Annotated in this window: 23 protein-coding genes; 12 read left to right on the top strand and 11 right to left on the bottom strand. The window is 61.6% G+C overall.

From position 1 onward, the window contains the following. The first annotated feature begins 67 nt into the window (after positions 1–67). The 3 genes from EGN72_RS14385 to EGN72_RS14395 all read left to right on the top strand — a co-directional run bounded on the left by EGN72_RS14385 (position 68) and on the right by EGN72_RS14395 (position 3262). A complete protein-coding gene (locus EGN72_RS14385; RefSeq protein ID WP_127048760.1) occupies positions 68–1090 on the top strand; it encodes an ABC transporter permease in 1023 nt (340 codons plus the stop codon). Continuing rightward, complete coding sequence (locus EGN72_RS14390) at positions 1083–1994, top strand: ABC transporter permease (RefSeq protein ID WP_127048762.1); 912 nt, start codon at positions 1083–1085, stop codon at positions 1992–1994. Before EGN72_RS14385 ends, EGN72_RS14390 begins: the two co-directional genes overlap by 8 nt. A 215-nt stretch (positions 1995–2209) precedes the next feature. Beyond that, positions 2210–3262, top strand: coding sequence for a YeeE/YedE family protein (locus EGN72_RS14395; RefSeq protein WP_127048764.1), 1053 nt, complete (start codon positions 2210–2212; stop codon positions 3260–3262). A gap of 180 nt (positions 3263–3442) precedes the next feature. On the opposite strand, the gene EGN72_RS14400 is transcribed toward EGN72_RS14395, so the two are convergent. The 4 genes from EGN72_RS14400 to EGN72_RS14415 form a co-directional block, all read right to left on the bottom strand. Continuing rightward, positions 3443–4723 carry a DUF3422 family protein gene (locus tag EGN72_RS14400; RefSeq protein ID WP_127048766.1) on the bottom strand — a complete coding sequence of 427 codons (1281 nt, stop codon included), beginning with the start codon at positions 4721–4723 and terminating at the stop codon, positions 3443–3445. A gap of 211 nt (positions 4724–4934) precedes the next feature. Further along, positions 4935–6368, bottom strand: coding sequence for an NAD(P)(+) transhydrogenase (Re/Si-specific) subunit beta (locus EGN72_RS14405; RefSeq protein WP_127048768.1), 1434 nt, complete (start codon positions 6366–6368; stop codon positions 4935–4937). Between the two features lie 15 nt (positions 6369–6383). Further along, positions 6384–7961, bottom strand: coding sequence for a Re/Si-specific NAD(P)(+) transhydrogenase subunit alpha (locus EGN72_RS14410; protein WP_127048770.1), 1578 nt, complete (start codon positions 7959–7961; stop codon positions 6384–6386). 131 nt (positions 7962–8092) lie between these two features. Further along, positions 8093–8539, bottom strand: a complete 447-nt coding sequence (locus EGN72_RS14415; RefSeq protein WP_127048772.1) for an isoprenylcysteine carboxylmethyltransferase family protein — start codon at positions 8537–8539, stop codon at positions 8093–8095. 73 nt (positions 8540–8612) lie between these two features. On the opposite strand from EGN72_RS14415, the gene kynU reads away from it, so the two are divergent. The 4 genes from kynU to EGN72_RS14430 all read left to right on the top strand — a co-directional run bounded on the left by kynU (position 8613) and on the right by EGN72_RS14430 (position 12039). Further along, positions 8613–9809 carry a kynureninase gene (kynU, locus tag EGN72_RS14420; protein ID WP_127048774.1) on the top strand — a complete coding sequence of 399 codons (1197 nt, stop codon included), beginning with the start codon at positions 8613–8615 and terminating at the stop codon, positions 9807–9809. After that, entirely contained in the window at positions 9809–10042 is a 234-nt protein-coding gene (locus tag EGN72_RS19210; protein ID WP_158623203.1) for a hypothetical protein, read from the top strand. The genes kynU and EGN72_RS19210 overlap by 1 nt, the downstream gene beginning before the upstream one ends. A 66-nt stretch (positions 10043–10108) precedes the next feature. Next, positions 10109–10945 carry a tryptophan 2,3-dioxygenase gene (gene kynA, locus EGN72_RS14425; protein WP_127049378.1) on the top strand — a complete coding sequence of 279 codons (837 nt, stop codon included), beginning with the start codon at positions 10109–10111 and terminating at the stop codon, positions 10943–10945. Positions 10946–11079: 134 nt separating this feature from the next. Beyond that, positions 11080–12039, top strand: a complete 960-nt coding sequence (locus EGN72_RS14430) for a L,D-transpeptidase (protein ID WP_127048776.1) — start codon at positions 11080–11082, stop codon at positions 12037–12039. Between the two features lie 66 nt (positions 12040–12105). On the opposite strand, the gene EGN72_RS14435 is transcribed toward EGN72_RS14430, so the two are convergent. Both EGN72_RS14435 and EGN72_RS14440 read right to left on the bottom strand, forming a co-directional pair. After that, positions 12106–12522 (bottom strand): cytochrome c, encoded by a 417-nt coding sequence (locus EGN72_RS14435; protein ID WP_233587151.1) that lies wholly within the window; start codon positions 12520–12522, stop codon positions 12106–12108. Positions 12523–12598: 76 nt separating this feature from the next. Then, positions 12599–13396, bottom strand: a complete 798-nt coding sequence (locus tag EGN72_RS14440; protein WP_127048778.1) for a gamma-glutamyl-gamma-aminobutyrate hydrolase family protein — start codon at positions 13394–13396, stop codon at positions 12599–12601. 165 nt (positions 13397–13561) lie between these two features. On the opposite strand from EGN72_RS14440, the gene EGN72_RS14445 reads away from it, so the two are divergent. Both EGN72_RS14445 and EGN72_RS14450 read left to right on the top strand, forming a co-directional pair. After that, positions 13562–13912, top strand: a complete 351-nt coding sequence (locus EGN72_RS14445) for a DUF305 domain-containing protein (RefSeq protein WP_127048780.1) — start codon at positions 13562–13564, stop codon at positions 13910–13912. Between the two features lie 42 nt (positions 13913–13954). Further along, a complete protein-coding gene (locus EGN72_RS14450; protein ID WP_127048782.1) occupies positions 13955–14911 on the top strand; it encodes a magnesium transporter CorA family protein in 957 nt (318 codons plus the stop codon). Between the two features lie 27 nt (positions 14912–14938). On the opposite strand, the gene EGN72_RS14455 is transcribed toward EGN72_RS14450, so the two are convergent. Genes EGN72_RS14455 through EGN72_RS14465 form a run of 3 tightly spaced genes read right to left on the bottom strand, consistent with a single transcriptional unit; the run spans position 14939 to position 17325 of the window. Further along, complete coding sequence (locus EGN72_RS14455; RefSeq protein WP_199743753.1) at positions 14939–15658, bottom strand: RES family NAD+ phosphorylase; 720 nt, start codon at positions 15656–15658, stop codon at positions 14939–14941. Further along, a complete protein-coding gene (locus EGN72_RS14460) occupies positions 15645–16028 on the bottom strand; it encodes an XRE family transcriptional regulator (protein WP_127048784.1) in 384 nt (127 codons plus the stop codon). The genes EGN72_RS14455 and EGN72_RS14460 overlap by 14 nt, the downstream gene beginning before the upstream one ends. Positions 16029–16083: 55 nt before the next feature. Continuing rightward, a complete protein-coding gene (locus tag EGN72_RS14465) occupies positions 16084–17325 on the bottom strand; it encodes an alanine--glyoxylate aminotransferase family protein (protein ID WP_233587152.1) in 1242 nt (413 codons plus the stop codon). Positions 17326–17568: 243 nt separating this feature from the next. Between EGN72_RS14465 and EGN72_RS14470 the strand changes: the two genes are divergently transcribed. Together EGN72_RS14470 and EGN72_RS14475 are read left to right on the top strand one after the other, a co-directional pair. Then, positions 17569–19236, top strand: coding sequence for an ABC transporter ATP-binding protein (locus tag EGN72_RS14470; RefSeq protein WP_127049386.1), 1668 nt, complete (start codon positions 17569–17571; stop codon positions 19234–19236). 54 nt (positions 19237–19290) lie between these two features. Continuing rightward, complete coding sequence (locus tag EGN72_RS14475; protein ID WP_127048786.1) at positions 19291–20061, top strand: folate-binding protein YgfZ; 771 nt, start codon at positions 19291–19293, stop codon at positions 20059–20061. A gap of 6 nt (positions 20062–20067) precedes the next feature. On the opposite strand, the gene efp is transcribed toward EGN72_RS14475, so the two are convergent. Then, complete coding sequence (efp, locus tag EGN72_RS14480; RefSeq protein ID WP_127048788.1) at positions 20068–20631, bottom strand: elongation factor P; 564 nt, start codon at positions 20629–20631, stop codon at positions 20068–20070. Between the two features lie 213 nt (positions 20632–20844). On the opposite strand from efp, the gene EGN72_RS14485 reads away from it, so the two are divergent. Next, positions 20845–21165: a DUF6280 family protein gene (locus EGN72_RS14485; RefSeq protein ID WP_022703400.1), complete on the top strand. Its 321-nt coding sequence runs from the start codon at positions 20845–20847 to the stop codon at positions 21163–21165. Between the two features lie 97 nt (positions 21166–21262). Here the strand turns inward: EGN72_RS14485 and EGN72_RS14490 are convergent, their stop codons facing one another. After that, the gene (locus EGN72_RS14490) at positions 21263–22258 is read right to left on the bottom strand and encodes a hypothetical protein (protein WP_127048790.1); all 996 of its coding nucleotides are present in this window, start codon (positions 22256–22258) and stop codon (positions 21263–21265) included. Positions 22259–22346: the final 88 nt, after the last annotated feature.

Consider the following 22346-nt stretch of genomic DNA (forward strand, 5'->3'; position numbering starts at 1 on the left):
GGTCCGGCCTTTCGCCGGGCCACCCTTCCCCCCCGTTCAGACCAAGATATGACCTGAGGCGCCGCCTATGCTGACCTTCACAATCCGCCGATTGCTGCTGGCAATCCCGACGCTTTTGTTCATCTCTTTGGTGATTTTTCTGCTGCTGGAGCTTGCGCCCGGCGACCCATTGGCCGACATGCCGATGACTATCCCGCCCGATGTGAAAGAGAAAATCCGCCTGTCGCTGGGGCTGGGGCGGCCAATGCATGTGCGCTATGGGCTGTGGCTTTATAACCTCTTTGTGACCGAGCCGCTGCATTGGTGGGATGCTGCGTTCCACACAACCTATTCCGAAGGGATGCAGCGCATCATCAGCTTCCAGACCCGCGCCCCGGTGTTTGACACGATTGCCGAGCGTATCCCGCAAACCTTGCTGGTGGTCGGCATGGGCTATCTGGTCGGCACACTGATTTCCCTGCCCATCGGCATCATCTCGGCTTACCGGCAGTATAGCTGGTTTGACCAATTCGGGACCTTTGTGTCCATGGTGGGCTTTTCAGTGCCGACCTTTGTGACAGGGGTGTTCCTGATCATCGTGTTCTCGGTCCTGATGCCCACCGATAGCATGTTCTGGCTGCCCTCGATCTATGACACCACGCATCAGGTCACCGACTGGGCCAGTTTCGTCAAGCAATTCAAACAGATGGCGATGCCTGTCTTTGTGCTGGCGCTGTATCAGGCGGCACAGGTCAGCCGCTATATGCGCGCCTCGATGCTGGATAACCTGAGCCAGGATTACGTTCGCACCGCGCGGGCCAAGGGCCTGAGCGAGCGTGTGGTGCTGCTGAAACACGTTCTGCGCAATTCGCTTATTCCGGTGGTGACGGTGATCGCCTTGGGCGTGCCGTCGGTCTTTACCGGGGCCATCATCACCGAAAACGTGTTCAAGGTGAACGGGCTTGGCCAACAGCTTTTGCTGTCGATCCAAGGCAATGACGCGCCGATGGTGCTGACGATTTCCTTCATCTTTGCCATCCTGATCGTGCTTTTCAACCTGATTGCCGATGTGCTTTACGGCATTCTGGACCCGAGGATCCGCTATGACTGATCACACTATCGACCTGAAGGCCGCCAAGCCCCGCAACCAGTGGTGGGATGTCTGGGATCAGTTCCGCACCCATCGCGGCGCATTGATTGGCATGGTGATCTTTGCCGTGATCGTGCTGGGCACCTTGCTGGGGCCGTTCTTTTGGGATGTGGACCCCAAGTTCATCAACATCCGCGCGCGTGAATTGGGGCCAAGCCTTGCGCATCCTTTGGGCACCGATCAACTGGGCCGCGATATGTTGGCGCGGGTTCTGGCCGGGGGGCGGATTACGATTGCGGTGGGCATGACGGCGATGCTGCTATCGCTGGTGCTGGGCACTTTGGTCGGGGTTTTGGCGGGGTATTTCCGGCGGTTGGATGGCATCCTGATGCGCCTGACGGATCTGTTCCTTGCCCTACCCCTGCTGCCGCTTTTGCTGTTGATGGTGATGCTGTTCCGCGAACCGCTGGTGCTGTCTTTCGGACCCGAGGGCGGGATTTTCATCCTGATCGTTTTTGCTATTGGCGTCACCTCGTGGATGCATGCCGCGCGGATCGTGCGCGGCGATGTGCTGGCGCTGAAGGAACGTGAATTCGTGCTTGCCTCCCGCTCTATCGGGACGCCGGCGCGGCGGATGATCCTGCGCCATATCCTGCCCAACGTGATGTCACCGATCATGGTGTCGGCCACGCTGGGCGTTGCCAATGCAGTGATCACGGAAAGCGCGCTGTCTTTCCTTGGGCTTGGCTTTCCGCCGGATTTCCCGACTTGGGGGCGGCTGTTGAATGATGGTCTGCCCTATATCAACCTGTCGCCCGAACGGGTGATCTGGCCCGCGCTGGCGCTTTCGGCCTTGGTGCTGTCGATCAACTATATCGGTGATGGGCTGCGTGACGCGCTGGACCCGCGCATCCGGGGCCGCTGAACCACCCGTCCCTTAAAATAAGACCAATCCCCCCGTGGCCGATGGCTGCGGTGGGACGCGGTTCTGCCATTGCCCCACAAGCGGACGATTATTCGCGCGGCTTGCGCTGCGCGGAAAATCATCCCGCTCCGGCATCTTCGTGCGCCGTGTAACGGCATTGCCTTCGCCGGAAACTTCCTCCAAACGGAACAAAATTCCGCATTCTGGAGTATCCGATGTTCGAAACCCTTGGATTTGAGACTTTGACCCCGCGCAGCGCCTCGGTGATCCTTGGCCTTGCGATTGGTCTTGCCTTTGGCGTGCTAGCCGAGGTGAGCCGCTTTTGCCTGCGCCGTGGCCTTGTCGGCCCCAAGGCGGAACGGCAACCGGCGCTGGGGCTATGGCTGACCGCGCTGGCAACGGCGCTGATTGGCACGCAAGCTGCTGTGGCGATGGGCTGGATCAGCTTTGCCGAGCATCGCTTGCTGGCCAGTGATCTGCCGATTGCCGCGATCTTGCTGGGCGGGCTTGCCTTTGGCGCGGGCATGGTGCTGACGCGGGGCTGCGCCTCGCGGCTGACGGTGCTGACGGGCACGGGCAATCTGCGCGCGCTGACCGTGCTGGCCGTGTTTGCCATCACCGCCCATGCCACGATGAAAGGGCTTCTGGCCCCGATCCGCACCGGATTGGGAGAGTTCACCTTGCCGCTGGGCGATGCGATCAGCCTTGCCCACCTGCCCGGCGGTGCCGCGCTGGTGACGGCGGTGCTGGCGGCGGCGGCTTTGGCCTATGCGGCCCGTGCGCGCCTGTCGCTGCGCCAGATTGCGGCGGGCATTGCCATCGGCGCGCTGGTGCCGCTGGCATGGGTCGGCACTGGCTTTGTGCTGTTTGATGAATTTGACGCCATCGCGATGGAAAGCCTGTCGTTCACGCTGCCACTGTCGGACACGCTGTTCTGGGCGATTGCTTCTACCTCGGTTGCGGCGGGCTTTGGCATCGGGCTGTTTGGCGGCTCGGTTCTGGGGGCAGCGTTGTCCTCGCTCGCCTCTGGGCGGTTCAAATGGCAAAGCTTTGCCACCCCTGCGGAAACCGGGCGCTATCTGGCCGGTGGCGCGCTGATGGGTGTGGGCGGTGTGCTGGCGGGCGGCTGCACCTTGGGGGCCGGGCTTGCCGGTGTGCCGACCCTGTCGGTTGCGGCCCTGCTGGCGATTGCGGCGATTGCAGGCGGTGCCGTGCTGACGGACCGGGTGCTGGCCCCCAAAGGCAGCACCGCCCCCGCCTTCGGCTAAGCCCAGCCTTCGGCCAAGGCCACAGACAGACCACATAAGGCCCGCCCCTGATCCGGGCGGGCCTTGTGCCATGCGACTTGCCGCGTTTCGCGTGCTACCGGCCTCCTCTCACGCTGCCTGAAATCAAACGGATCAGCGGGAATGATGAGACGCGAAGTTGCAAGACAAACGCGAAACGCTTCAGTGGAATTTCTTGCGGATACGCCGCACCATGGCCCAGACCCCAAGGATCACCAATGGCGCCAGCAGAGCCATCGTCACCCCTTTGGAAAGGCCCATCCCTTCGGTCAGCGGATAGGCGACATAGGCCAGCAGGTTCACCGCATAATAGCTGATCGCCACCACTGACAGGCCTTCGACCGTGGTTTGCAGGCGCAATTGCACATCGGCCCGCGCATCCATGCTTTCCAGCAGCCGCTGGTTCTGGGCAGAGCGTTCCACATCAACCCGCGTGCGCAACAGTTCCGCCGCGCGGGTGGCGCGTTCTGCCATGCTGCGCAACCGGGCATCCACCGATTTCACCGTCCGCATCGCGGGGTCATAGCGGCGCATCATGAACTCGCCAAAGGTTTGCCGCCCCTGCACCCGCACCTCGCGCAGCACCGAGATACGCTGGTTCACAATGGCCTCATAAGCCTCGGTCGCGCCGAAACGAAAGCTGAACTGCACCGCAAGGCTTTCCAGTTCGGCCGAGATTTCCAGCAAGGTCTGAAGCACCTGATCGGGGGAACGATCGGCGGTGTTCATGCCGGAAATAAGCTGTGACAGCCTTGGGTCCAGCTCATTCAGCCGCGCGCTGAGCGCCCGCGCCCGCACCAGCCCCAGCATCGACATGGCGCGGTAGGTTTCCACCTCGCACAGGCGCTGCACGATGCGGCCCACGCGCCGCCCCTCGGCCCCTTTTTCGACAAAGACGGCAAAGCGCATATGGCCCGCCGCATCAATCCGGAAATCCCCGGCGATCACCGCTGCGCCATCGACCACCCGCGCAATCGCAAGGCTTTCGGGCACGAACCATTGATCAAGGTGTTCCAGCAAGGTTGCCTCATCCGTCATCTCCTCCACCCGGATCAAGACCGAGGTCAGCCGCACGCCCGGTGCCGTTGCCAGCCAGTCGGCGGGGAACACATCTGCCTCCATCGGGTCAAAGGCGCGGACGGAATTACCCGCCCCAAAGGCGCTGTAGGTCACGAATTCGGTGTGGTTTTCCCATTTCAGCTCATGCCGGCCCAAGGGTCCGGAAAAATGCGTGGCATCGGGTTGCGGATGGGCCGAGCCGTGACGATCCAGCAAGGCCAGCAAATGCGCCCTGTCTGCCGCACGGTCGCGGTTGACGGCGCGGTTTTCCTCTTTGATCGCCACATAGACCGCATGGCAAGGCACCGGCAACGACGGGAAGGGCCGCGCGTGCAGCTCATTGACCAAAGCATAGCGCAGCGGGTGGTCTTTTATCTTTGGCATAGGGTCCTCAACGGCGGTGATTGCCCCTAAAAAACGGGGCGGGGCGGCATTTGTAAATTCCCCAAGCCCCGTATTGCCAGAGCGCAACGGTATACTGGTATTTCCGCCACGCCCCCGAAACGCCTCGCGGCAAAGGCAGCCATGCCCCGAATGCACTGCGCCCCGCCGTTGCCAGCGGGGCGCGTGTGGTTTTGGCGATCCTGCCCGAGGGTCAGTCGATCATCGGCAGCAACGCATCCAGCGATTTTTTGGCATCACCATAGAACATCCGTGTATTGTCCTTGTAGAACAACGGGTTCTCGATCCCGGAATATCCGGTGCCTTGGCCGCGTTTGGATACGAACACCTGTTTCGCCTTCCAGCATTCCAACACCGGCATACCCGCGATGGGGCTGTTCGGGTCTTCTTGTGCGGCGGGGTTCACGATGTCGTTCGAGCCGATCACAATCGCCACATCCGTCGAGGGGAAATCTTCGTTGATTTCATCCATCTCCAGCACGATGTCATAGGGCACTTTGGCCTCGGCCAGCAGCACGTTCATATGGCCCGGCAAACGGCCCGCAACCGGGTGGATGGCAAAGCGCACATTCTTGCCCTTGGCCCGCAGCTTGCGCGTCAGTTCAGATACAGCCTGCTGCGCCTGCGCCACCGCCATGCCATAGCCCGGAATGATGATGATGCTATCGGCCTCGTTCAGCGCGGCAGCCACACCTTCGGTATCGATGGCGATCTGCTCTCCGCTGATTTCCATGGCGGGGCCGGTGGTGCCACCAAAGCCGCCAAGGATGACCGAGATGAAGCTGCGGTTCATCGCCTTGCACATGATATAGGACAGGATCGCACCCGAGGAGCCGACAAGCGCCCCCACCACGATCAGCAAGTCATTGGACAAGGAGAAACCGATCGCCGCCGCCGCCCAGCCGGAATAGCTGTTCAGCATCGACACCACGACCGGCATATCCGCGCCGCCGATGCCCATGATCAGGTGATAGCCGATGAAGAAGGCCAGCAAGGTCATCACGATCAGCGCCATGGCCGAAGCGGTTTGCAGATAAACCACCAGCATCAGCACCGACCCGATCGCCGCCGCCGCGTTCAGAATATGCCCGCCAGGCAGCTTGTTGGCCTTGCCATCCACCTTGCCCGCCAGCTTGCCATAAGCAATGACCGAGCCGGTAAAGGTGACGGCCCCGATGAACACACCCAGGAACACCTCTACCCGCAGGATGGTCAGTTCCACCGCCGTCTTATGCGCCAGAATGGCGGCAAACCCTTCCAGCGCGTGCCGCTGATCTTCGGGTGTGGCGGCCACGAAAGCGGCCTCGATATGGGCGTTATAGCCGATGAACACCGCCGCCAAACCGACGAGGCTGTGCATCGCGGCCACAAGCTGCGGCATTTCTGTCATCTGCACGCGTTGGGCCACGACCCAACCAATCGCGCCGCCTGCGGCGATCATCAGCAGCGACAGAACCCAGTTGCCTGCCCCCGGCCCGATCACGGTGGCCAGCACGGCCAAGGCCATGCCCGCAATCCCATACCAGACCGCGCGTTTTGCGCTTTCCTGCCCCGACAGACCGCCAAGCGACTGAATGAACAGCACGGCTGCCACAACATAAGCGGCTGTTGTAAATCCGTATTCCATAATCCTCGCCCCCGCTTACGACTTCTGGAACATGGCGAGCATACGCCGTGTCACCATGAAACCGCCGAAAATATTGATCCCGGCCATAAAGACCGAAAGGCTTGCCAACACGATCACAAGCCAGCTTCCCGACCCGATCTGAAGCAAGGCGCCCAGAATGATGATCGAGGAAATCGCGTTGGTCACGGCCATCAAGGGCGTGTGAAGGCTGTGGCTGACATTCCAGATCACCTGAAAGCCGACATAGCAGGCCAACACGAAAACGATGAAATGCGCCATGAAGCTTGCCGGGGTGAACATCCCCGCCAGCAACAACAGCCCGCCGCCCACGGCCAGCAAGCCCACCTGATTGCGGGTCTGTGCCTTGAAGGCGGCGACTTCCTTTGCGCGCTTTTCCTCGGGCGTCAGCTCCTTGGCCTTTTCCTTCGGCTTTTGCACCGCAATCGCGGCCACCTTTGGCGGTGGCGGCGGGAAGGTAATCTCTCCCTGATGCGCCACGGTGGCGCCGCGGATCACGTCATCTTCCATGTTATGGTTGATGACGCCATCCTTGCCCGGTGTAAGATCGGCCAGCATGTGCCGGATATTGTTGGAATAAAGCGTCGAGGCCTGCGCGGCCATCCGGCTTGGGAAATCGGTATAGCCAACAATCGTCACGCCATTATCGGTGACGACTTTCTGGTCCATCACGGTCAGATCGCAGTTGCCGCCGCGTTCCGCCGCAAGGTCCACGATCACCGAGCCGGGCTTCATCATCTCGACCATATCCTTGGTCCAGAGCTTGGGCGCAGGCCGTCCGGGGATCAGCGCGGTGGTGATAACGATGTCGATATCGGGGGCCAGTTCGCGGAACTTCGCCAATTGCTTGGCCTGGAACTCCGGGGTGGAGGGGGCCGCATAGCCACCCGTTGCCGCGCCATCCGGCAATTCGCTGGCGTCAAATTCCAGATAGACGAATTGCGCGCCCATCGATTCAATCTGTTCGGCCACTTCGGGCCGCACGTCAAAGGCGTAAGTAATCGCACCAAGGCTGGTCGCTGTGCCAATCGCGGCCAGACCGGCCACGCCTGCGCCCACAACCAGCACTTTCGCCGGGGGCACCTTGCCCGCTGCCGTCACCTGACCGGTAAAGAAGCGGCCAAAGTTGTTGCCCGCCTCGATCACGGCACGGTAGCCCGCGATATTGGCCATCGACGACAGCGCGTCCATTTTCTGCGCGCGGGAAATCCGCGGCACCATATCCATCGCAATCGCGGTGGTGCCTTGCTTTTTCATCTGCTCCAGCAGTTTTTCGTTCTGTGCCGGCCAGAAGAACGAGATCAGCGTCTGCCCCTCGCCCAGCATCTTGGCCTCTTTCGGCTCTGGCCCGCGCACTTTGACGATAATATCAGCGGCCTTGAACAGGGCGGCGGCGGTTTTCACCACCTCAACGCCCGCATCCTCATAGGCCTTGTCCGAAAATCCGGCCTTTTCGCCTGCGCCGGTTTCAATAACGCAGCTATGGCCCAGCTTTTGCAACAGTTTGGCCGAATCCGGCGTCATCGCGACGCGTGCTTCGCCCTCGAAAATTTCCTTGGGTGCCCCAATCTTCAACAGCTTCTCCCCCGATATTTGACGCCAAGCGCGGCGTCAGGTCCGCATTTCAGTCTTCCTTAAACACCGCGCAACAATATTTCACAAGTCAGCAAGGAAATAACGACAATCTGACAAGCTGATGCGACATTTCAGACCCAGCGCCGCACCGCAGCGCAGTAATTTTCATATTCCGTTCCAAAGGCTTGGCGCAAATGCGCCTCCTCCCCCGTGATAAAGCGGGTGTTTATGACCCAGATGAACAGCGGCACCAGCAGCAATGCCGGCGCCGTATCCAGCCACAGGCAGGCCCCCAGCAGAATCAGCGAATCCCCCAGATAGATCGGATTGCGGCTAAGGCGGAACAGACCCGATGTCACCAATTGCCGCGCCTGCCTGCGCGGCACAACCGTGGTGCGGGCGCGCAGCATCTCCCCTGCGGCAAGGCCCATCAGGCCAAAGCCCAGCAGCACCAAAGCCCCGCCCAGCACATCCCCAAAGCGGCCAAAGACCGGCATCGGCAGCAGCGCGGATATCCCCCAAGCCACGGCCAGAAACAGCGCCAACCACAGCGGCGGCCAATCGAATATCTTTGTCATCCCGCCCATCATTTTAAACTTGAAACGTAGCCCGCAAAGCGGTTCAATGCGGCAACTTGCCAAAGGATGCCCCATGCCCACCGATTTCGCCAGCCTCCGCGCCCAGTTTGATTTGCCCGAAGGCGTGATTTATCTCGATGGCAATTCGCTTGGCCCTCTGCCAAAGGCGGCGGCGGCCCGCGTGGCGCGCACGATCACCCAGGAATGGGGGCAAATGCTGATCACCGGTTGGAACAAGGCTGGCTGGATGGCGCAACCCACCGCCATCGGGGACCGCATCGCCAGGCTGATCGGGGCCGAGGCGGGTTCGGTCGTCATGGGCGACACCTTGTCGATCAAGGTCTACCAAGCCCTCGCCTCGGCACTGGAAATGACCCCAAAGCGCCGGGTGATCCTGTCTGATACCGGCAATTTCCCTTCCGATCTTTACATGGCCGAAGGGCTGTGCCGCACGCTGGGCCCCGCGTATCAGTTGAAAACCGTGGCCCCCGAAGCGGTGCTGGACGCCATCGACGATACCACCGCCGTCCTTATGCTGACCGAGGTGGATTACCGCACAGGCCGCAAGCATGATATGGCGGCCCTGACCAAAGCCGCCCATGCAGCAGGCGCACTGACGGTCTGGGATCTGGCCCATTCGGCAGGCGCGTTACCGGTGCATCTGGCCGCATGCGGGGCTGATTTCGCGGTGGGCTGCACCTATAAATACCTCAACTCCGGCCCCGGCGGCCCCGCCTTCATCTATGTCGCTCCCTGCCATCAGGATGCGGCGCGCCCGGCGCTCTCTGGCTGGCTTGGCCATGCCGAACCCTTCGCCTTCGATCTGGCCTACCGCCCCGGCGACGGGATCGAGCGGATGCGCGTTGGCACGCCGCCCGTGCTGCAACTCGCCGCGCTGGAGGCCTCGCTGGATATCTGGGACCAGGCCGATATTCAGGATGTCCGCGCCCAATCCATCGCCCTGACCAACCGCTTTATCGCAGGGGTAGAGGCCGCCTGCCCCAGCCTCACCCTCGCCACCCCGCGCAACGGTGATCAGCGCGGCTCACAAGTCTCGTTCCGCCACGCTGAAGGCTATGCCATCATGCAGGCCTGCATCGCGCATGGCGTGATCGGCGATTTCCGCGCCCCCGATATCCTGCGCTTCGGCTTCACGCCGCTTTATACCTCGGAACAAGATGTCGACAGCGCGGTCGCCGTTCTTGCCCGGATCATGGCGCAATCGCTCTGGGACCGGCCAGAGTATAAAACCCGCGCCCGTGTGACCTGATGCGCGCGCCGCTTTCATCTTGGCCCAAATACCTCCGCCGGAGGCACCCGACGCCACCACGCGCGCAGCCGCTGGGCGTGGAAACCGGCCGCTACCCTTCTGAAACCATTCCCCAAAGCCATGGCTCCACCGGGCAGATACCGCTTTGCGCCCCCGCAGGCTGGGCGGCGCTTTGGCGCAGGCTTTCGGGGTTTTCGGTGCTCAGCACCCGCTTTGCCGCCTGTCCCCGCTAGTGGCCAGCCCAACGCTGGCCCCCTTTGACCGATGGAGAGCCCGCAATGACCCCCCCCAAATGCCCGATGACCGCCCCGCTTGACCCCGCCACCGATGGCGCCGAAATGTCCTTTGATGGCCGCATGTCCTATGGCGACTACCTCAACCTCGACAAGATCCTGACCGCCCAGACCCTGCGCAGCAGTGCCCATGATGAAATGCTGTTCATCATCCAGCACCAGACATCCGAACTCTGGATGCGGCTGGCCCTGCATGAGTTGACCGCCGCAAGGTCCGCCATTGCCGCCGACCACCTGCGCCCGGCGTTCAAGATGCTGTCGCGCATCGCCCGTATCTTTGAGCAACTCAATTCCGCCTGGGATGTGCTGCGCACCATGACCCCGTCGGAATATACCCGCTTTCGCGATGATCTCGGCCAATCCTCGGGGTTTCAAAGCCACCAATACCGGTTGATCGAATTCGCGGTCGGCAACCGCAACCCGGCGATGCTGCGCCCGCATGTGCATCGCGCCGATGTCACCGCGCTTTTGCTGGCCGAACTTGCCCGCCCCAGCCTTTATGATGAGGCGCTGCGCCATTTGCACCGCAAAGGCCTGCCCGTTCCCGAAAACGTGATCACCCGCGACCTCTCGCAGCCTTGGGTTGCCGATGCGGGCGTGCAGGCCCTGTGGGAAACCATCTACCGCGATCCCGAAACCCATTGGGAAGCCTATGAGATGGCCGAGAAACTCGTTGATTTCGAAGACTATTTCCGCCGCTGGCGCTTCAATCATGTGACCACGGTTGAACGGATCATCGGTTTCAAGCGTGGCACGGGCGGCACCTCAGGCGTGCAATATCTGCGTAAAATGCTGGAGGTGCAGCTTTTCCCCGAGCTTTGGCACCTCAGAACCGCGCTCTAGCCGCGGCGTTCCCCGGTTTCGGCGGAAATCCGTTCATCTGCGGGCCAATCGGCTTTGACCCTCTGGCCCCTTTGTTCTATTCAAGGAAACAATGAAAGAATCCGCATCTTGCGGCATAGTGAAGGTATATCCATATGCGCAGCTTCGGCATCCCGTTTCGTATCCTTGGCCTGCCTGTGGCGTTCAGTCTGGCGCTTTCTGCCTGTGTGGCCCCGGTGGCAACCACCCCTGCCGATCCTGCCGCCGCCAAACGCAGCGCCCCGGTGGAACCGGCCGAGGTTGCCTATGTCGCCCGGATGGACGGCGCGATCCCGGTGCCGGCGGTGCCTTTGGACAAGCTGCCAGAAGCCTATCGCCGGCAAGAGGTGGCCTATCAAACCGACCGCCCTGCCGGGTCCATCATCATTCACCCCGGCCAGAAGTTCCTTTATTTCGTGACAGGGCCGAACAAGGCGATCCGCTATGGCATCTCGGTCGGCAAATCCGGCTTTGAATGGGCGGGCGAGGCTGTGGTGTCGCAGACCAAGAACTGGCCGACATGGACGCCGCCCCCCGAAATGATCGAGCGCAGCCCAAAGCTGGAGAAATGGAAAGACGGCCAACCCGGCGGCCCCACCAACCCCTTGGGTGCGCGGGCGATCTATCTTTTGTCGAACGGGCGCGATTATGGCTATCGCATCCATGGCACACCCGATTGGTGGTCGATCGGCAAGAACGCCTCGTCGGGTTGTATCCGCATGATCCAGCAAGACGTGATTGACCTGAACCAACGGGTGCAGCCCGGTGCCAATGTTCTGGTGTTGAATGCCGATGGCTCCATGCCCAAAGGCTTGAAAATCCCGACGCCGCCAAAACCGAAAAAGGTTGTGGCCAAGGCAAAGCCAAAGCCCGCCGTGCCGGAGCTGGAAATCAAGACCGTCACCTATCAGCCAAAACCGATGGCAGAGGCCGCAACGGCACCGACAACAGACGCAGCGACCACGGCCAAGGCCACGACCACCACTCCGATGGTCACCACCCCGGCGCAACCGAGCCAAAGCACCACAACAACCAGCCCGGTGATCTTGCTGCCGGAAAACAAGACAACGCCATAAGGCATTGATGTTGTCGGGAAAGGCGGGCCAAACGGACCCGCCTTTTTTCATCGGCTTCCACGGCGATCAAAAGATGCCATTGGCCTGCTGCAAAGCCCGCACATAAAGCAGGATCGCTGCGACATCGGCCTCGGTGATGCCTTCGACCGGGGGCATATCGCCATAGGGCCAGTGATGCGCCCTGACCCCTTGCAAAGCGGCCACATAAAACGCCCCGTCGCCATGGTGAGATGGTTCATAGATCTTGTGCAGAAACGGCGGGCCTGCGCCCTCCACGCCCAGCCCGTTTTCCCCATGACAGGCCGCGCAGTTCGCGGTGTAAAGCGCAGCCCCTTGCTGCGCCTCTGGGCCAAGCAGCGGGATAACAACCTCTGTCGCGGCGCTGACTGTTGTCTTGCCCGGCCAGACGGCCCAAGCCGCCAAAGCCAGCGCAAGGCCGGCAGCCCCCAAAGCCAAACGGCGTGCGTTGATCTGTTTTGTCACATGGGCCCCCTTGTTTTCCGTCACAAAGCCCCCGTCTACGGGGTTCCAGCAAGGGGAAGGCAAGAGGTTTAAGGCGTCATGCCCCGGCCATAGCTTGTGCCACGGGGCGCTGACCTGCGGCCCATTCCGCCGCTGCGGCGCCAAAGGCGGTGAACAAGGGGCGCGAAACCGGGTCAGCCTCGGCGTTCCATTCGGGGTGCCATTGCACCGACAGGGTGAAACCCGGCGCGCCGCTGATATAGATCGCCTCGGGCGTGCCATCGGGGGCGTGGCCATCCACCACCACCCGCGCGCCGGGGCGGCAAATGCCTTGCCCGTGCAGCGTGTTCGTCATCACCTCTTCCGCGCCCATCAGATTTGCAAACACCCCGCCGGGGGCAAAGCGCACGCAATGGCGCAGGGCGAATTTTTCCTCGATCGTGCCATCGGGCGGCATGCGGTGGTTCATCCGCCCCGGCAGATCGCGGATTTCGGGGTAAAGAGAGCCGCCCATCGCCACATTCACCTCTTGAAAGCCGCGACAAATCCCCATGAAGGGCTGGCCGCGTTCGACACAGGCCCGCACCAAAGGCAGCGTGATCGCATCGCGGCAGCGGTCAAAATCGCCATGGGCGGGGGTTTCATCCTCGCCATATTCGCTGGGATGCACATTCGGGCGGCCCCCTGTCAGCAGGAAGCCGTCACACAACTCCAGCAACTCCGCCACGCTGACAAAGCGCGGATCAGACGGGATGATGATCGGCAAACAGCCCGCCACCTTCGAGACGGCTTCGCTGTTCATCGTTCCCCCGGCATGGACGGGATAGGATTCGTTCAGCAGGTTCATATTGCCGATGATCCCGATCACGGGGCGGCGCCTGGCGGTTTGTGTCATCGGAAATTTCCGGTAAAATCACACGTCATACGGATAGGATAGGCCATGCCAATCCAAAGGTGAAGGCCCTGCCCCCGTCTGACAGGCCCATCACATAAGCTTGATTTGCCTTCCCCCTGCCGGAATCTTTCACAGATCATCGCATCACCCTGACATGAGGCCGATATGAAAACCCTGACGCTTGTTCTTGCTCTTGCCCTGCCGCTGCCTGCGCTGGCCCAGACTGTGGACCACAGCGGGCATCAGATGACGGGCGATCAAAGCCCCTCGTCGCTGGCCTATACGGAAGCGAATGCCAAGATGCATGCCGATATGGCCGTCCCGCTGACCGGGGATGCGGATGTTGATTTCATCCGGGGCATGATCCCGCACCACCAAGGCGCTGTCGATATGGCGCGGGTCGTGCTGCAATATGGCACCGACCCCGAGGTGCGCAAACTGGCCGAAGGCGTGATTGCCGCCCAAGAGGCCGAAATTGCCTGGATGACGGAATGGCTGGCCAAACAGGGTAAATAAAGCGCATATGGGGGGCCACACGCCCCCCAACTCAGGTGCGCCATGCTGACGACTTACAAACTTGAAAACGGCATCCTTCACCCCAACGGCACCACGCTGGACGGGGCGGTGTGGATTGATCTGTGCGAACCCACGCTTGCCGAGGAAAACGCCGTCGAGGCCGAAACCCGGTGCGACATCCCGACCGAAGACGAAATGCGCGAGATCGAGATTTCCTCGCGGCTGTATACGTTTGAACATGCCACCTATATGACCGCCCTGCTGCCTGCCAATTCCGATGGCGGCGACCCGGTGATGGGGCCTGTCAGCTTTGTGCTGACGCCGTCGCATCTGGTGACGATCCGCTATCACAACCCGCGGGTGTTCACCTCTTTCCCGCCGCGCGCCCATGCAACGCGGCTGGAAATGAGCAACCCTTTGGCCGTGCTGCTGGCGCTGCTGGAGGCGGTGATTGACCGGCAGGCCGATATTCTGGAACGCGCGGCGGCCGATATTGATACGCAATCCCGCCGTCTGTTCAAACTGGCGAAGGACCGCAAACATCAGGATTATCAGTCGGTTCTGGAAAAGGTGGGCCAGATGGGCAACCTGAATTCCAACATCCGCGACAGTTTGCTGACATTGGATCGCCTCGCGGGCTATCTGGCGCAGGTGTTGACCCGGCACAGCGCCACGCCCGAGCTGCATGAACGCGCCAGAACGCTGACCAATGACGTGAAATCCCTGACCGATCACGCGAATTTCGTGGCCTCCAAGATCACTTTCTTGCTGGATGCCACATTGGGCATGATCAACATCGAACAGACAAATATCAGCAAGATCTTCTCGGTCGCGGCGGTGATCTTTTTGCCCGCCACGCTGATCGCCTCGATCTTCGGGATGAATTTCGGGGCGATGCCGGGGCTTGGCTGGACGCATGGGTTTACCGCATCCCTGATCGCGATGCTGGCGCTGGCCCTGGCGACCTATGGCTATTTCAAATTCAAGAACTGGCTTTAGACATTGGTTTAATGTCACGCCATAAGCCTATGATTTAAAAGCAAGGCTCGTGTTTGAAATGGCAAAGCTATGCCGCGATTTATCGGTTTCGCAACTGGCACGGATCAGCGCCTCGGCATAGATCACATGCCATGTCTGCAAAGCAATCGGGCGCGGGGTGGCAAAGGCGCGGCAGGTCAGCACGGCCACATTCGCCGCCCCATCCGGCGCGCGGACGGAGGCATAGCGGATCGCCTCGCCGCCCGCCGCGCGCAGGTCGTCAGCAAGCGAAAGGCAATCGCTGTAATCATCGGGGTCCGTCCAGCGCCCGGCCCCGGCCCAGTCCGGCGCCGTCAGGTCCAGCATCAACGGCGTTTGAATATCGGCCTGGACGGCGGTGTATTCGATGGCGCGGCGCGGCAAAGGCGTGCCCTCAGACGCGCGGAAAAACCGCAACATGCCCCAGATCATCTCGCACAATGCGGTGATCGGCGCCTCAGAGCCATACCAGACCCCCGGCGTGCGCCCGCGCCGCCGAAACCGCGAGTCGCGCGGATAGCAGCCATAGCGAAACGGCGACCAGAATTGATAATCAAGGTGCCGGCACTCCTCTGGCACCGGGGGCTTGCTGGCCTCCAGCAGTGCTTCCAGCATGTCATGTTCTTCGAATGTGTCGACGATGCGGATGGTGGAGGATCGGAATTGCCCTTCGATAATCCGCCACAACCCGGCCTTTAGAGGGCGCAGGCTTGCGTCAAACGGGGGCACGCGCGGCGTCCAGATAGTTCATCACATCAATCAGCCCGGTGGCCTGCGCGATCAGCGCCTTGGGGTGGCCGCCCAGATCATGGTTCGGGTTCGCCATCCAGCCCCGGATCACTGCGGATTCGCCCCCGGCAAGCGCATCCAGCGACCGGAACACCCGGATCAGGCACAGCGCCAGTTCCAGCGGCTTGCCATCCAGCGCGAAACCACCGCTTTTCATGCGGCTGATGCTGGGTTCCGACAGGCCAAGCGTCTGGGCCAGATCGCGCTGCGACAGGCCCAGTTCGCGCGCGGCATTGACCACGGCTTTGGCCGCGACATGGCCGGGTGTGGTGGCGGGGGCTTGGGCAGCTTTGTGCAAGTGGGTGGTCATGGTGATTTCTCCTGAAACAATATATAACTTAATTTCAGAAGAAATTCAAGCACCCCTAGCGCGCTGAAAGCGCCCGCGTCGCGGCCAGCACGCCGCCTTCGCCATGTGCGATGCCCAAGGCTTGCATGCCGGTTTCCATCACGCCCAGCACGCCCAGCGTCATATGGGCGCTGACATGGCCCATATGCGCCACCCGCAAAAAGCCGTGCCACGCCGGATCGCCCGGCATCGCCATGCCCAGCCCGATGCCCAGCGTCACCCCGGCCTGTTGTTCGCACCATTGGCGCAGGCGCGTGGCATCATTGCCACCAATGCGCGCGGCGGTGACGGACCAGCCGCGATCCGACGCTTTTGCCACATTCATCGCGATATTGGGGTTGCCGCTGTGCCATGTGTCAAAAGCGGCCCAAACCGCCCCCGCCAGCGCGCGATGCCGCGCCCAGACGTTTTCCAGCCGCTCCTCGTCCAGCATGGTCAGCGCCTCATCCAGCCCATAGAGATGATGCGTGGGGGCGGTGCCGCAGAAAAATTGCCAGAACTCGGTGCCAAAGGCCCGCGGCTCCCAATCCCAATAGGGGGTGCGCAGGTCATTGCCGCGGCAGCGCTCTCGCGCCTTGTCGGAAAACCACAGAAATCCAAGGCCCGGCGGTGTCATCAGCCCCTTTTGGCTGGCAGCGACCGTCAGATCGACGCCCCAGTCATCCATCCGGTATTCATCGCAGCCAAGGCTGGCGATGCAGTCAATCGCCAAAAGCGCGGGGTGGCCCACGGCATCCAGCACCGCGCGCAGCGCCTGCACATTGGTCTTGATGGAACTGGAGGTATCAACCTGCGTCGCCAACACGGCCTTGATCTTATGCGCGCTGTCGGCACGCAACGCCGCCTCTATCCGCGCCAGATCAACGGGAGAGGATTTGCCGAAATCCAGCACCTCGACATCCACCCCCATGGCCCGCGCCGATTCCGACCAGCCGATACCAAACCGCCCCACCGCCAGCACCAGCGCCTTGTCCCCCCGGCTGAACAGATTGGCATTCGCCGCTTCCCATGCCGCATGGCCGTTGCCGATATAGATGGCACAATGCTGGGACGTGCGCGCCACGGCCCGCAGGCGCGGCCAGATCGTGGCAACCTTGTCATGCAGCTCCCCCTCATAAATATTCGGCGCGGCGCGGTGCATGGCACGCAACACCCGGTCGGGCATCACCGAAGGGCCGGGAATGGCCAGATAGGGGCGGCCATGGGCCAAAGTGGCGGCGGGGAATGGGGCGGCATGCATGGTAGAGGCGGGTTTCATCAGGGCGGTTCTTTCCTGCAAAGCGATTGCCCAAAGTGCTAGGCCCCGCCATGCCCAAGGTCAAGCGCGCTCCCATCGAAAACCCCGCGCCTTGCGGCCCGCCGCCAATCCGGGATACACCAGCCCCAACTGCTCCTTAGATCTGGCACCACAGTGACCCAAAAAGCGCCTTTGAACCCATATCGTTCCTCCCAGCTTTTCGGGCGGCTGTGGCGGGGGTATCTGTATCGCTATCGCTGGCTGATGGCGCTGGTCTTTGGTGTCATGATGATCGAGGGGGGCACTTTGGGCGCGCTGAGCTACATGCTCAAGCCGCTGTTTGACAAGGTGTTTTCCGATGGCGGAGAAGCGGCGCTGATCTGGGTTGGCTTTGGGATTCTGGGCCTGTTCGTGCTGCGGGCAATTACTTCGATCACCTCAAAGACCTTGTTGACCATCATCGCGCAGCGCTCCTCCTCGGCGATGCAGGTGGATTTGCTGCGTCATATCCTGACCTTGGACGCGAGCTTTTTCCAAACCAATCCCCCCGGCGCGCTGATAGAGCGGGTGCAAGGCGACACTATGGCCGTGCAAGGGGTCTGGTCGACCGTGATCATGGGGGTCGGGCGCGATACGATTTCGCTGATCGGGCTGTTTGCCGTTGCCATCGCGATTGATCCGGTCTGGACCTTGGCCGCGATGATAGGTGCGCCGCTGTTGATCGCCCCGGCCCTGATCGTCCAGCGCTATATCCGGCGCAAGACCGCCGCCATGCGGAATGAGGCGGGCAACCGCGCCACCCGTCTGGATGAGGTGTTTCACGGTATTCAGGCGGTCAAGCTGAACGGGATGGAGGCTTATCAGACCAGCCGTTTTGAAACCATCGTCAACCGGATCATCCGGGCTGAAATCCGCATGGCTATGGGGCGCTCAACCATCCCGGCCTTGATTGACGTGATCACCGGCATCGGCTTTTTCACCGTTCTGATGCTGGGCGGGTCGCAGATCATCAACGGCGAGCGGACGATCGGCGACTTCATGGCCTTCTTTTCCGCGATGGCGCTGACATTTCAACCGTTGCGGCGCATGGGTGATATGGCTGGGTTCTGGCAAGTTGCGGCAGCAAGCCTGGAGCGTCTGTTCCACCTGTTTGATACCCATCCCGCCCCGCGCCCGGCGGCAACGGGCCGCCTGCCCGACCCGAACCGCGCGCCGCAGATCGTGCTGCAAGACATTCAGTTCAGCTATGGCGAAAACCCGGTGCTGCGCGGGCTCAGCTTTACCGCCGAGGCGGGCAAGATCACCGCTTTGGTCGGGGCCTCGGGCGCGGGCAAAAGCACCGTGTTCAACCTGCTGACAGCGATGGCCCTGCCGCAATCGGGGCAGATTTTGCTGGATGGGGTGGATATCGGCACTTTGGCCCTGCCTGATCTGCGCAGCCAGTTTGCCGTGGTAACGCAGGATGCCGCGCTGTTTGATGAAACCATCCGCGAAAATATCGCACTTGGCCATGATCTGCCCGAAGCAGAGTTGCGCGCCGCGATGGATGCGGCCCATGTGTCCGAATTCGTCAATGTTCTGCCCCGCGGGCTGGACAGCCCGGCCGGGCCGCGCGGCTCTGGCCTGTCGGGGGGGCAGCGGCAGCGCGTGGCCATTGCCCGCGCCCTGCTGCGCGATACGCCTGTGCTGCTGCTGGACGAGGCGACAAGCGCGCTGGACGCCCAATCCGAGGCCCTGGTGGCCGAGGCGCTGTCCAAGGCCGCACGGGGCCGCACAACGCTTGTCATCGCGCACAGGCTGGCCACCATTCGCGATGCCGATTGCATCGTGGTGATGGATCAGGGCCGCGCCGTTGACAGCGGCACGCATGAGGAATTGCTGGGCCGCTCCGGGCTCTATGCCAATCTGTGCAAATTGCAGTTTCAGGCGTGAACCGGTTGCGGCCTTTCGCGTCCGGCCTATAGTTCTGCCGAAAGGAGAATGGACATGATCGGGGAAGAAGCAGACGCCCGCCTGTTGGCCAGTGTGACCGGCAAAGATGCCCTAGGTTTCCTACAAGGGCTGGTGACGAATGATGTCTTGCCGCTTGGCCGCGCGCCGGGGTTGGTCTGGACCGGGTTTCTGTCGCCGCAGGGCAAATATCTGGCCGATTTCTTTGTCGTCAACACGGCAGAGACCTTGCTGCTGGACCTGCCGTTGCTGATGGCCGAGGATGTTCTGAAACGGCTTGGCATGTATCGGCTGCGCGCCGATGTGCAACTGACCCCTCAACCCGGCCTGCATGTGACCTGCGGCCTTGGCACCGCGCCGGACGCAGGTTTCGCCGACCCGCGCCACCCTGCCCTTGGCTGGCGGCACTATGGCACGGCCAAAGGCGGCCCGATGCGCATTGATTGGCAGGACCTGCGCGTCAAACATCTGATCCCCGAGGCCAATCTGGAACTGATCCCCAACGAAAGCTACATCCTTGAATGGGGGTTTGAGCGTTTGCATGGCGTCGATTTCCGCAAGGGCTGCTATGTCGGCCAAGAGGTGACGGCCCGCATGAAGCACAAGACCGAGTTGCGCAAAGGCATTGCGCGGATTGCGGTCTCCAGGATGGTGGGGATTGGGGCCGAGATCACGGCAGATGGCAAAGCGGTGGGACAGGTGTTCACCCAAAGTGGCGGCGAAGCCATCGCCCATCTGCGCTTTGACCGGGTGACAGACGACATGATGGCCGGCGATGCCGAGGTGCGTTTCCTCGGCACCGCATAGCCCTTTTCAGGCGCGTTCGGAATATTCCATCAATTCCGTGTGAACGATGATCTCTTCATCCACGCCGATAAACGGCGGGATCATGATGCGCACACCATTGTCGAGGATCGCCGGTTTGAAGCTGTTGGCGGCGGTTTGCCCCTTTTGCACCGGTTCGGTTTCCACGATCCGGCACTTTACCTTTTGCGGCAGCCGCATCGACAGCGCCTCTTCGCCGTAATATTCCACCGTCGCCATCATGCCATCTTGCAAGAAGGGGCGGCGGTCGCCCAAAAGGTCGGCCGGCAGTTCGATCTGCTCAAATGTCTCATTGTCCATGAACACCAACATTCCATCGGTTTCATAGAGGAATTGCTGGTCTTTATTCTCCAGCGAGACGCGTTCCACCTTGTCTTCGGACCGGAACCGCTCATTCAGCTTGCGCCCATCGCGGAGGTTTTTCAGCTCCACCTGCGCAAAAGCGCCGCCTTTGCCGGGCTTCACAATATTCACTTTGACCGCTGCCCAAAGGCCCGCGTCATGTTCCAGCACAAAGCCGGGCTTTATTTCGTTACCGTTGATCTTGGGCATTATGACAAAACCTTGTCGAAAAGTTGAAGGGATTTAGAAAGCCCCTATATATACCCCTGTTAGCGCCGACAAGCTTACAAGATACGGTAGTCTCGACCTTGAGCCATGCGTTCAGCGCATGAGAGGTATGCGTAAAGGGGGATGCCGAATCGTGTGGAAATAGTCATATTGCGCGGACGTCAAAAAACGCAAGAGCAAGAATAGGACGACCTGATGCTGGATTTCGTGGATGGAACCGCTTTCAACTTTGAACAAGGGCAGCGCGCGCGCAAGCTCTTTGCTGCCGTGGTTCTGGCAGCCTTGGATGATGCCATCGCGGATGACAAGAAATATGGGAATGGCCCTGATCAAATCGCCCGCTGGGCACGGTCGCGCGACGGGCGCGAAGTGCTGTCCTGCGCGGGCATTGATCCGAACGAGCGTGTGGTCAAAGGCTTGATGGAATTCGTTTCCAAAGGCATCCGCACCTCTGTCGCCTTGTCCCGCGAGGAATCAGAGCGCCGCAACGCGCTGGAGCAGGCTGAAGCAGCCTAAGCTCTCTAGGTTCACAACGACAAAACGCGCCCTCTGCTCGGGCGCGTTTTTTCATGTCTGGGGTGTGGCATTTCGCGTGGCCGCAAATGGCCGGGCCTTAGTCAAAATCCCGCGCGGTCAGGGCGCGGTTGATCTCGGCCCGCACCAGTTTGCGCACATTGCGGGTGATGCGCTCGCCCAAAGTGCCGCTCAACTCCTCGCGGATCAGGTCGCGCACCAGATCGCGCAGCACGGTTTCATCAAAATAGCCCTCATCCTCGGCAAACAGGTCGGGGTCGGGCGTTGCCTTGCTGTCTTCGCGGGGCGGCGCCTCTGTGGCTTGGGCCTTGGCCTTGGCCTCTGCCTCTGCCTTGGCGGCGGCGGCGCGGGCCATGATCTCGGCCACGGCGGCGGCTTCGGCCTTGTCGGCCAGCGCACGGGCCACGGCATCGCGTTCGGCGGCCTCGACGCTATCGGCGACGACTTCGGCCTCCTCTACCCATTCCGGGGCCTTCCATGACATCGCAGACATCGGCGTGTCGCCGGTTTCCGGTTCCCACTCATCGGCATCATCATGGACGGCGGCCCCGATTTCGCTGACCACGCGGTTCAACTCTGTCGCGGCATCGGATTTGGGGGCGGATTTGGGGGCCGGTTTGGGCATATCCCAATCGGGCAATTCATGATCGACCTGCATCGGGGCCTCTTCGGGCAACCAATCCTCGGCCTCTGCATCCGCTGTCGGTGCCGGGTCGACATCGTCCCAGTCCAATTCGGCGTCGTCGGCCTCTTCGCCAGAGGCTTGGGCGTCATCGGCAAAGGGGTCATCGCCGTGCTGATCATTCAGCGCTTGCGGGGCCGGGGCAACCGGGGCCGCGGCACTTGGGCGTGCCGGGGGCAGCGTTGCCTCTGCCTGCCCCACCACGCGCAGCGCAGGGGTCAGCAGCAGCTTGCCAGAGGCATCTGCCACTTTGGGCTTGGGCGCGGCGGTATCGGGGCCAGCGGATTTCTGTGCGGCAGGTGCAGGGGTCGCAGGCCGCAGGTCTTCAGACACCAGCCTGCGGATGGAGGACAGAACATCCTCAATTTCACCGGAACTCATAGGTTCTGACATGATACCCTGCCCTTTATCCTCGCGTAAACTTTAGCGCCAAGCCTAAGCTGTGACAAGGAATAGGGCGGCATGCAGTTAACGATTTCCG

It is taken from the genome of Pseudorhodobacter sp. E13, from assembly GCF_003991405.1.
In the GTDB taxonomy this organism is placed as follows: Bacteria; Pseudomonadota; Alphaproteobacteria; order Rhodobacterales; family Rhodobacteraceae; genus Pseudorhodobacter.

Excerpts from the sequence above, each read along its gene's own strand:
- EGN72_RS14475 (WP_127048786.1), top strand. The coding sequence starts at position 19,291 with ATGATCGGGGAAGAAGCAGACGCCCGCCTGTTGGCCAGTGTGACCGGC.
- EGN72_RS14415 (WP_127048772.1), bottom strand. The coding sequence starts at position 8,539 with ATGACAAAGATATTCGATTGGCCGCCGCTGTGGTTGGCGCTGTTTCTG.
- EGN72_RS14485 (WP_022703400.1), top strand. The coding sequence starts at position 20,845 with ATGCTGGATTTCGTGGATGGAACCGCTTTCAACTTTGAACAAGGGCAG.
- EGN72_RS14430 (WP_127048776.1), top strand. The coding sequence starts at position 11,080 with ATGCGCAGCTTCGGCATCCCGTTTCGTATCCTTGGCCTGCCTGTGGCG.
- EGN72_RS14465 (WP_233587152.1), bottom strand. The coding sequence starts at position 17,325 with ATGAAACCCGCCTCTACCATGCATGCCGCCCCATTCCCCGCCGCCACT.
- EGN72_RS14400 (WP_127048766.1), bottom strand. The coding sequence starts at position 4,723 with ATGCCAAAGATAAAAGACCACCCGCTGCGCTATGCTTTGGTCAATGAG.
- EGN72_RS14470 (WP_127049386.1), top strand. The coding sequence starts at position 17,569 with ATGGCGCTGGTCTTTGGTGTCATGATGATCGAGGGGGGCACTTTGGGC.
- kynU (WP_127048774.1), top strand. The coding sequence starts at position 8,613 with ATGCCCACCGATTTCGCCAGCCTCCGCGCCCAGTTTGATTTGCCCGAA.
- EGN72_RS14395 (WP_127048764.1), top strand. The coding sequence starts at position 2,210 with ATGTTCGAAACCCTTGGATTTGAGACTTTGACCCCGCGCAGCGCCTCG.
- EGN72_RS14445 (WP_127048780.1), top strand. The coding sequence starts at position 13,562 with ATGAAAACCCTGACGCTTGTTCTTGCTCTTGCCCTGCCGCTGCCTGCG.
- EGN72_RS14450 (WP_127048782.1), top strand. The coding sequence starts at position 13,955 with ATGCTGACGACTTACAAACTTGAAAACGGCATCCTTCACCCCAACGGC.
- EGN72_RS14490 (WP_127048790.1), bottom strand. The coding sequence starts at position 22,258 with ATGTCAGAACCTATGAGTTCCGGTGAAATTGAGGATGTTCTGTCCTCC.
- EGN72_RS14390 (WP_127048762.1), top strand. The coding sequence starts at position 1,083 with ATGACTGATCACACTATCGACCTGAAGGCCGCCAAGCCCCGCAACCAG.
- EGN72_RS14460 (WP_127048784.1), bottom strand. The coding sequence starts at position 16,028 with ATGACCACCCACTTGCACAAAGCTGCCCAAGCCCCCGCCACCACACCC.
- EGN72_RS14440 (WP_127048778.1), bottom strand. The coding sequence starts at position 13,396 with ATGACACAAACCGCCAGGCGCCGCCCCGTGATCGGGATCATCGGCAAT.
- EGN72_RS14405 (WP_127048768.1), bottom strand. The coding sequence starts at position 6,368 with ATGGAATACGGATTTACAACAGCCGCTTATGTTGTGGCAGCCGTGCTG.
- EGN72_RS19210 (WP_158623203.1), top strand. The coding sequence starts at position 9,809 with ATGCGCGCGCCGCTTTCATCTTGGCCCAAATACCTCCGCCGGAGGCAC.
- kynA (WP_127049378.1), top strand. The coding sequence starts at position 10,109 with ATGACCGCCCCGCTTGACCCCGCCACCGATGGCGCCGAAATGTCCTTT.
- EGN72_RS14385 (WP_127048760.1), top strand. The coding sequence starts at position 68 with ATGCTGACCTTCACAATCCGCCGATTGCTGCTGGCAATCCCGACGCTT.
- efp (WP_127048788.1), bottom strand. The coding sequence starts at position 20,631 with ATGCCCAAGATCAACGGTAACGAAATAAAGCCCGGCTTTGTGCTGGAA.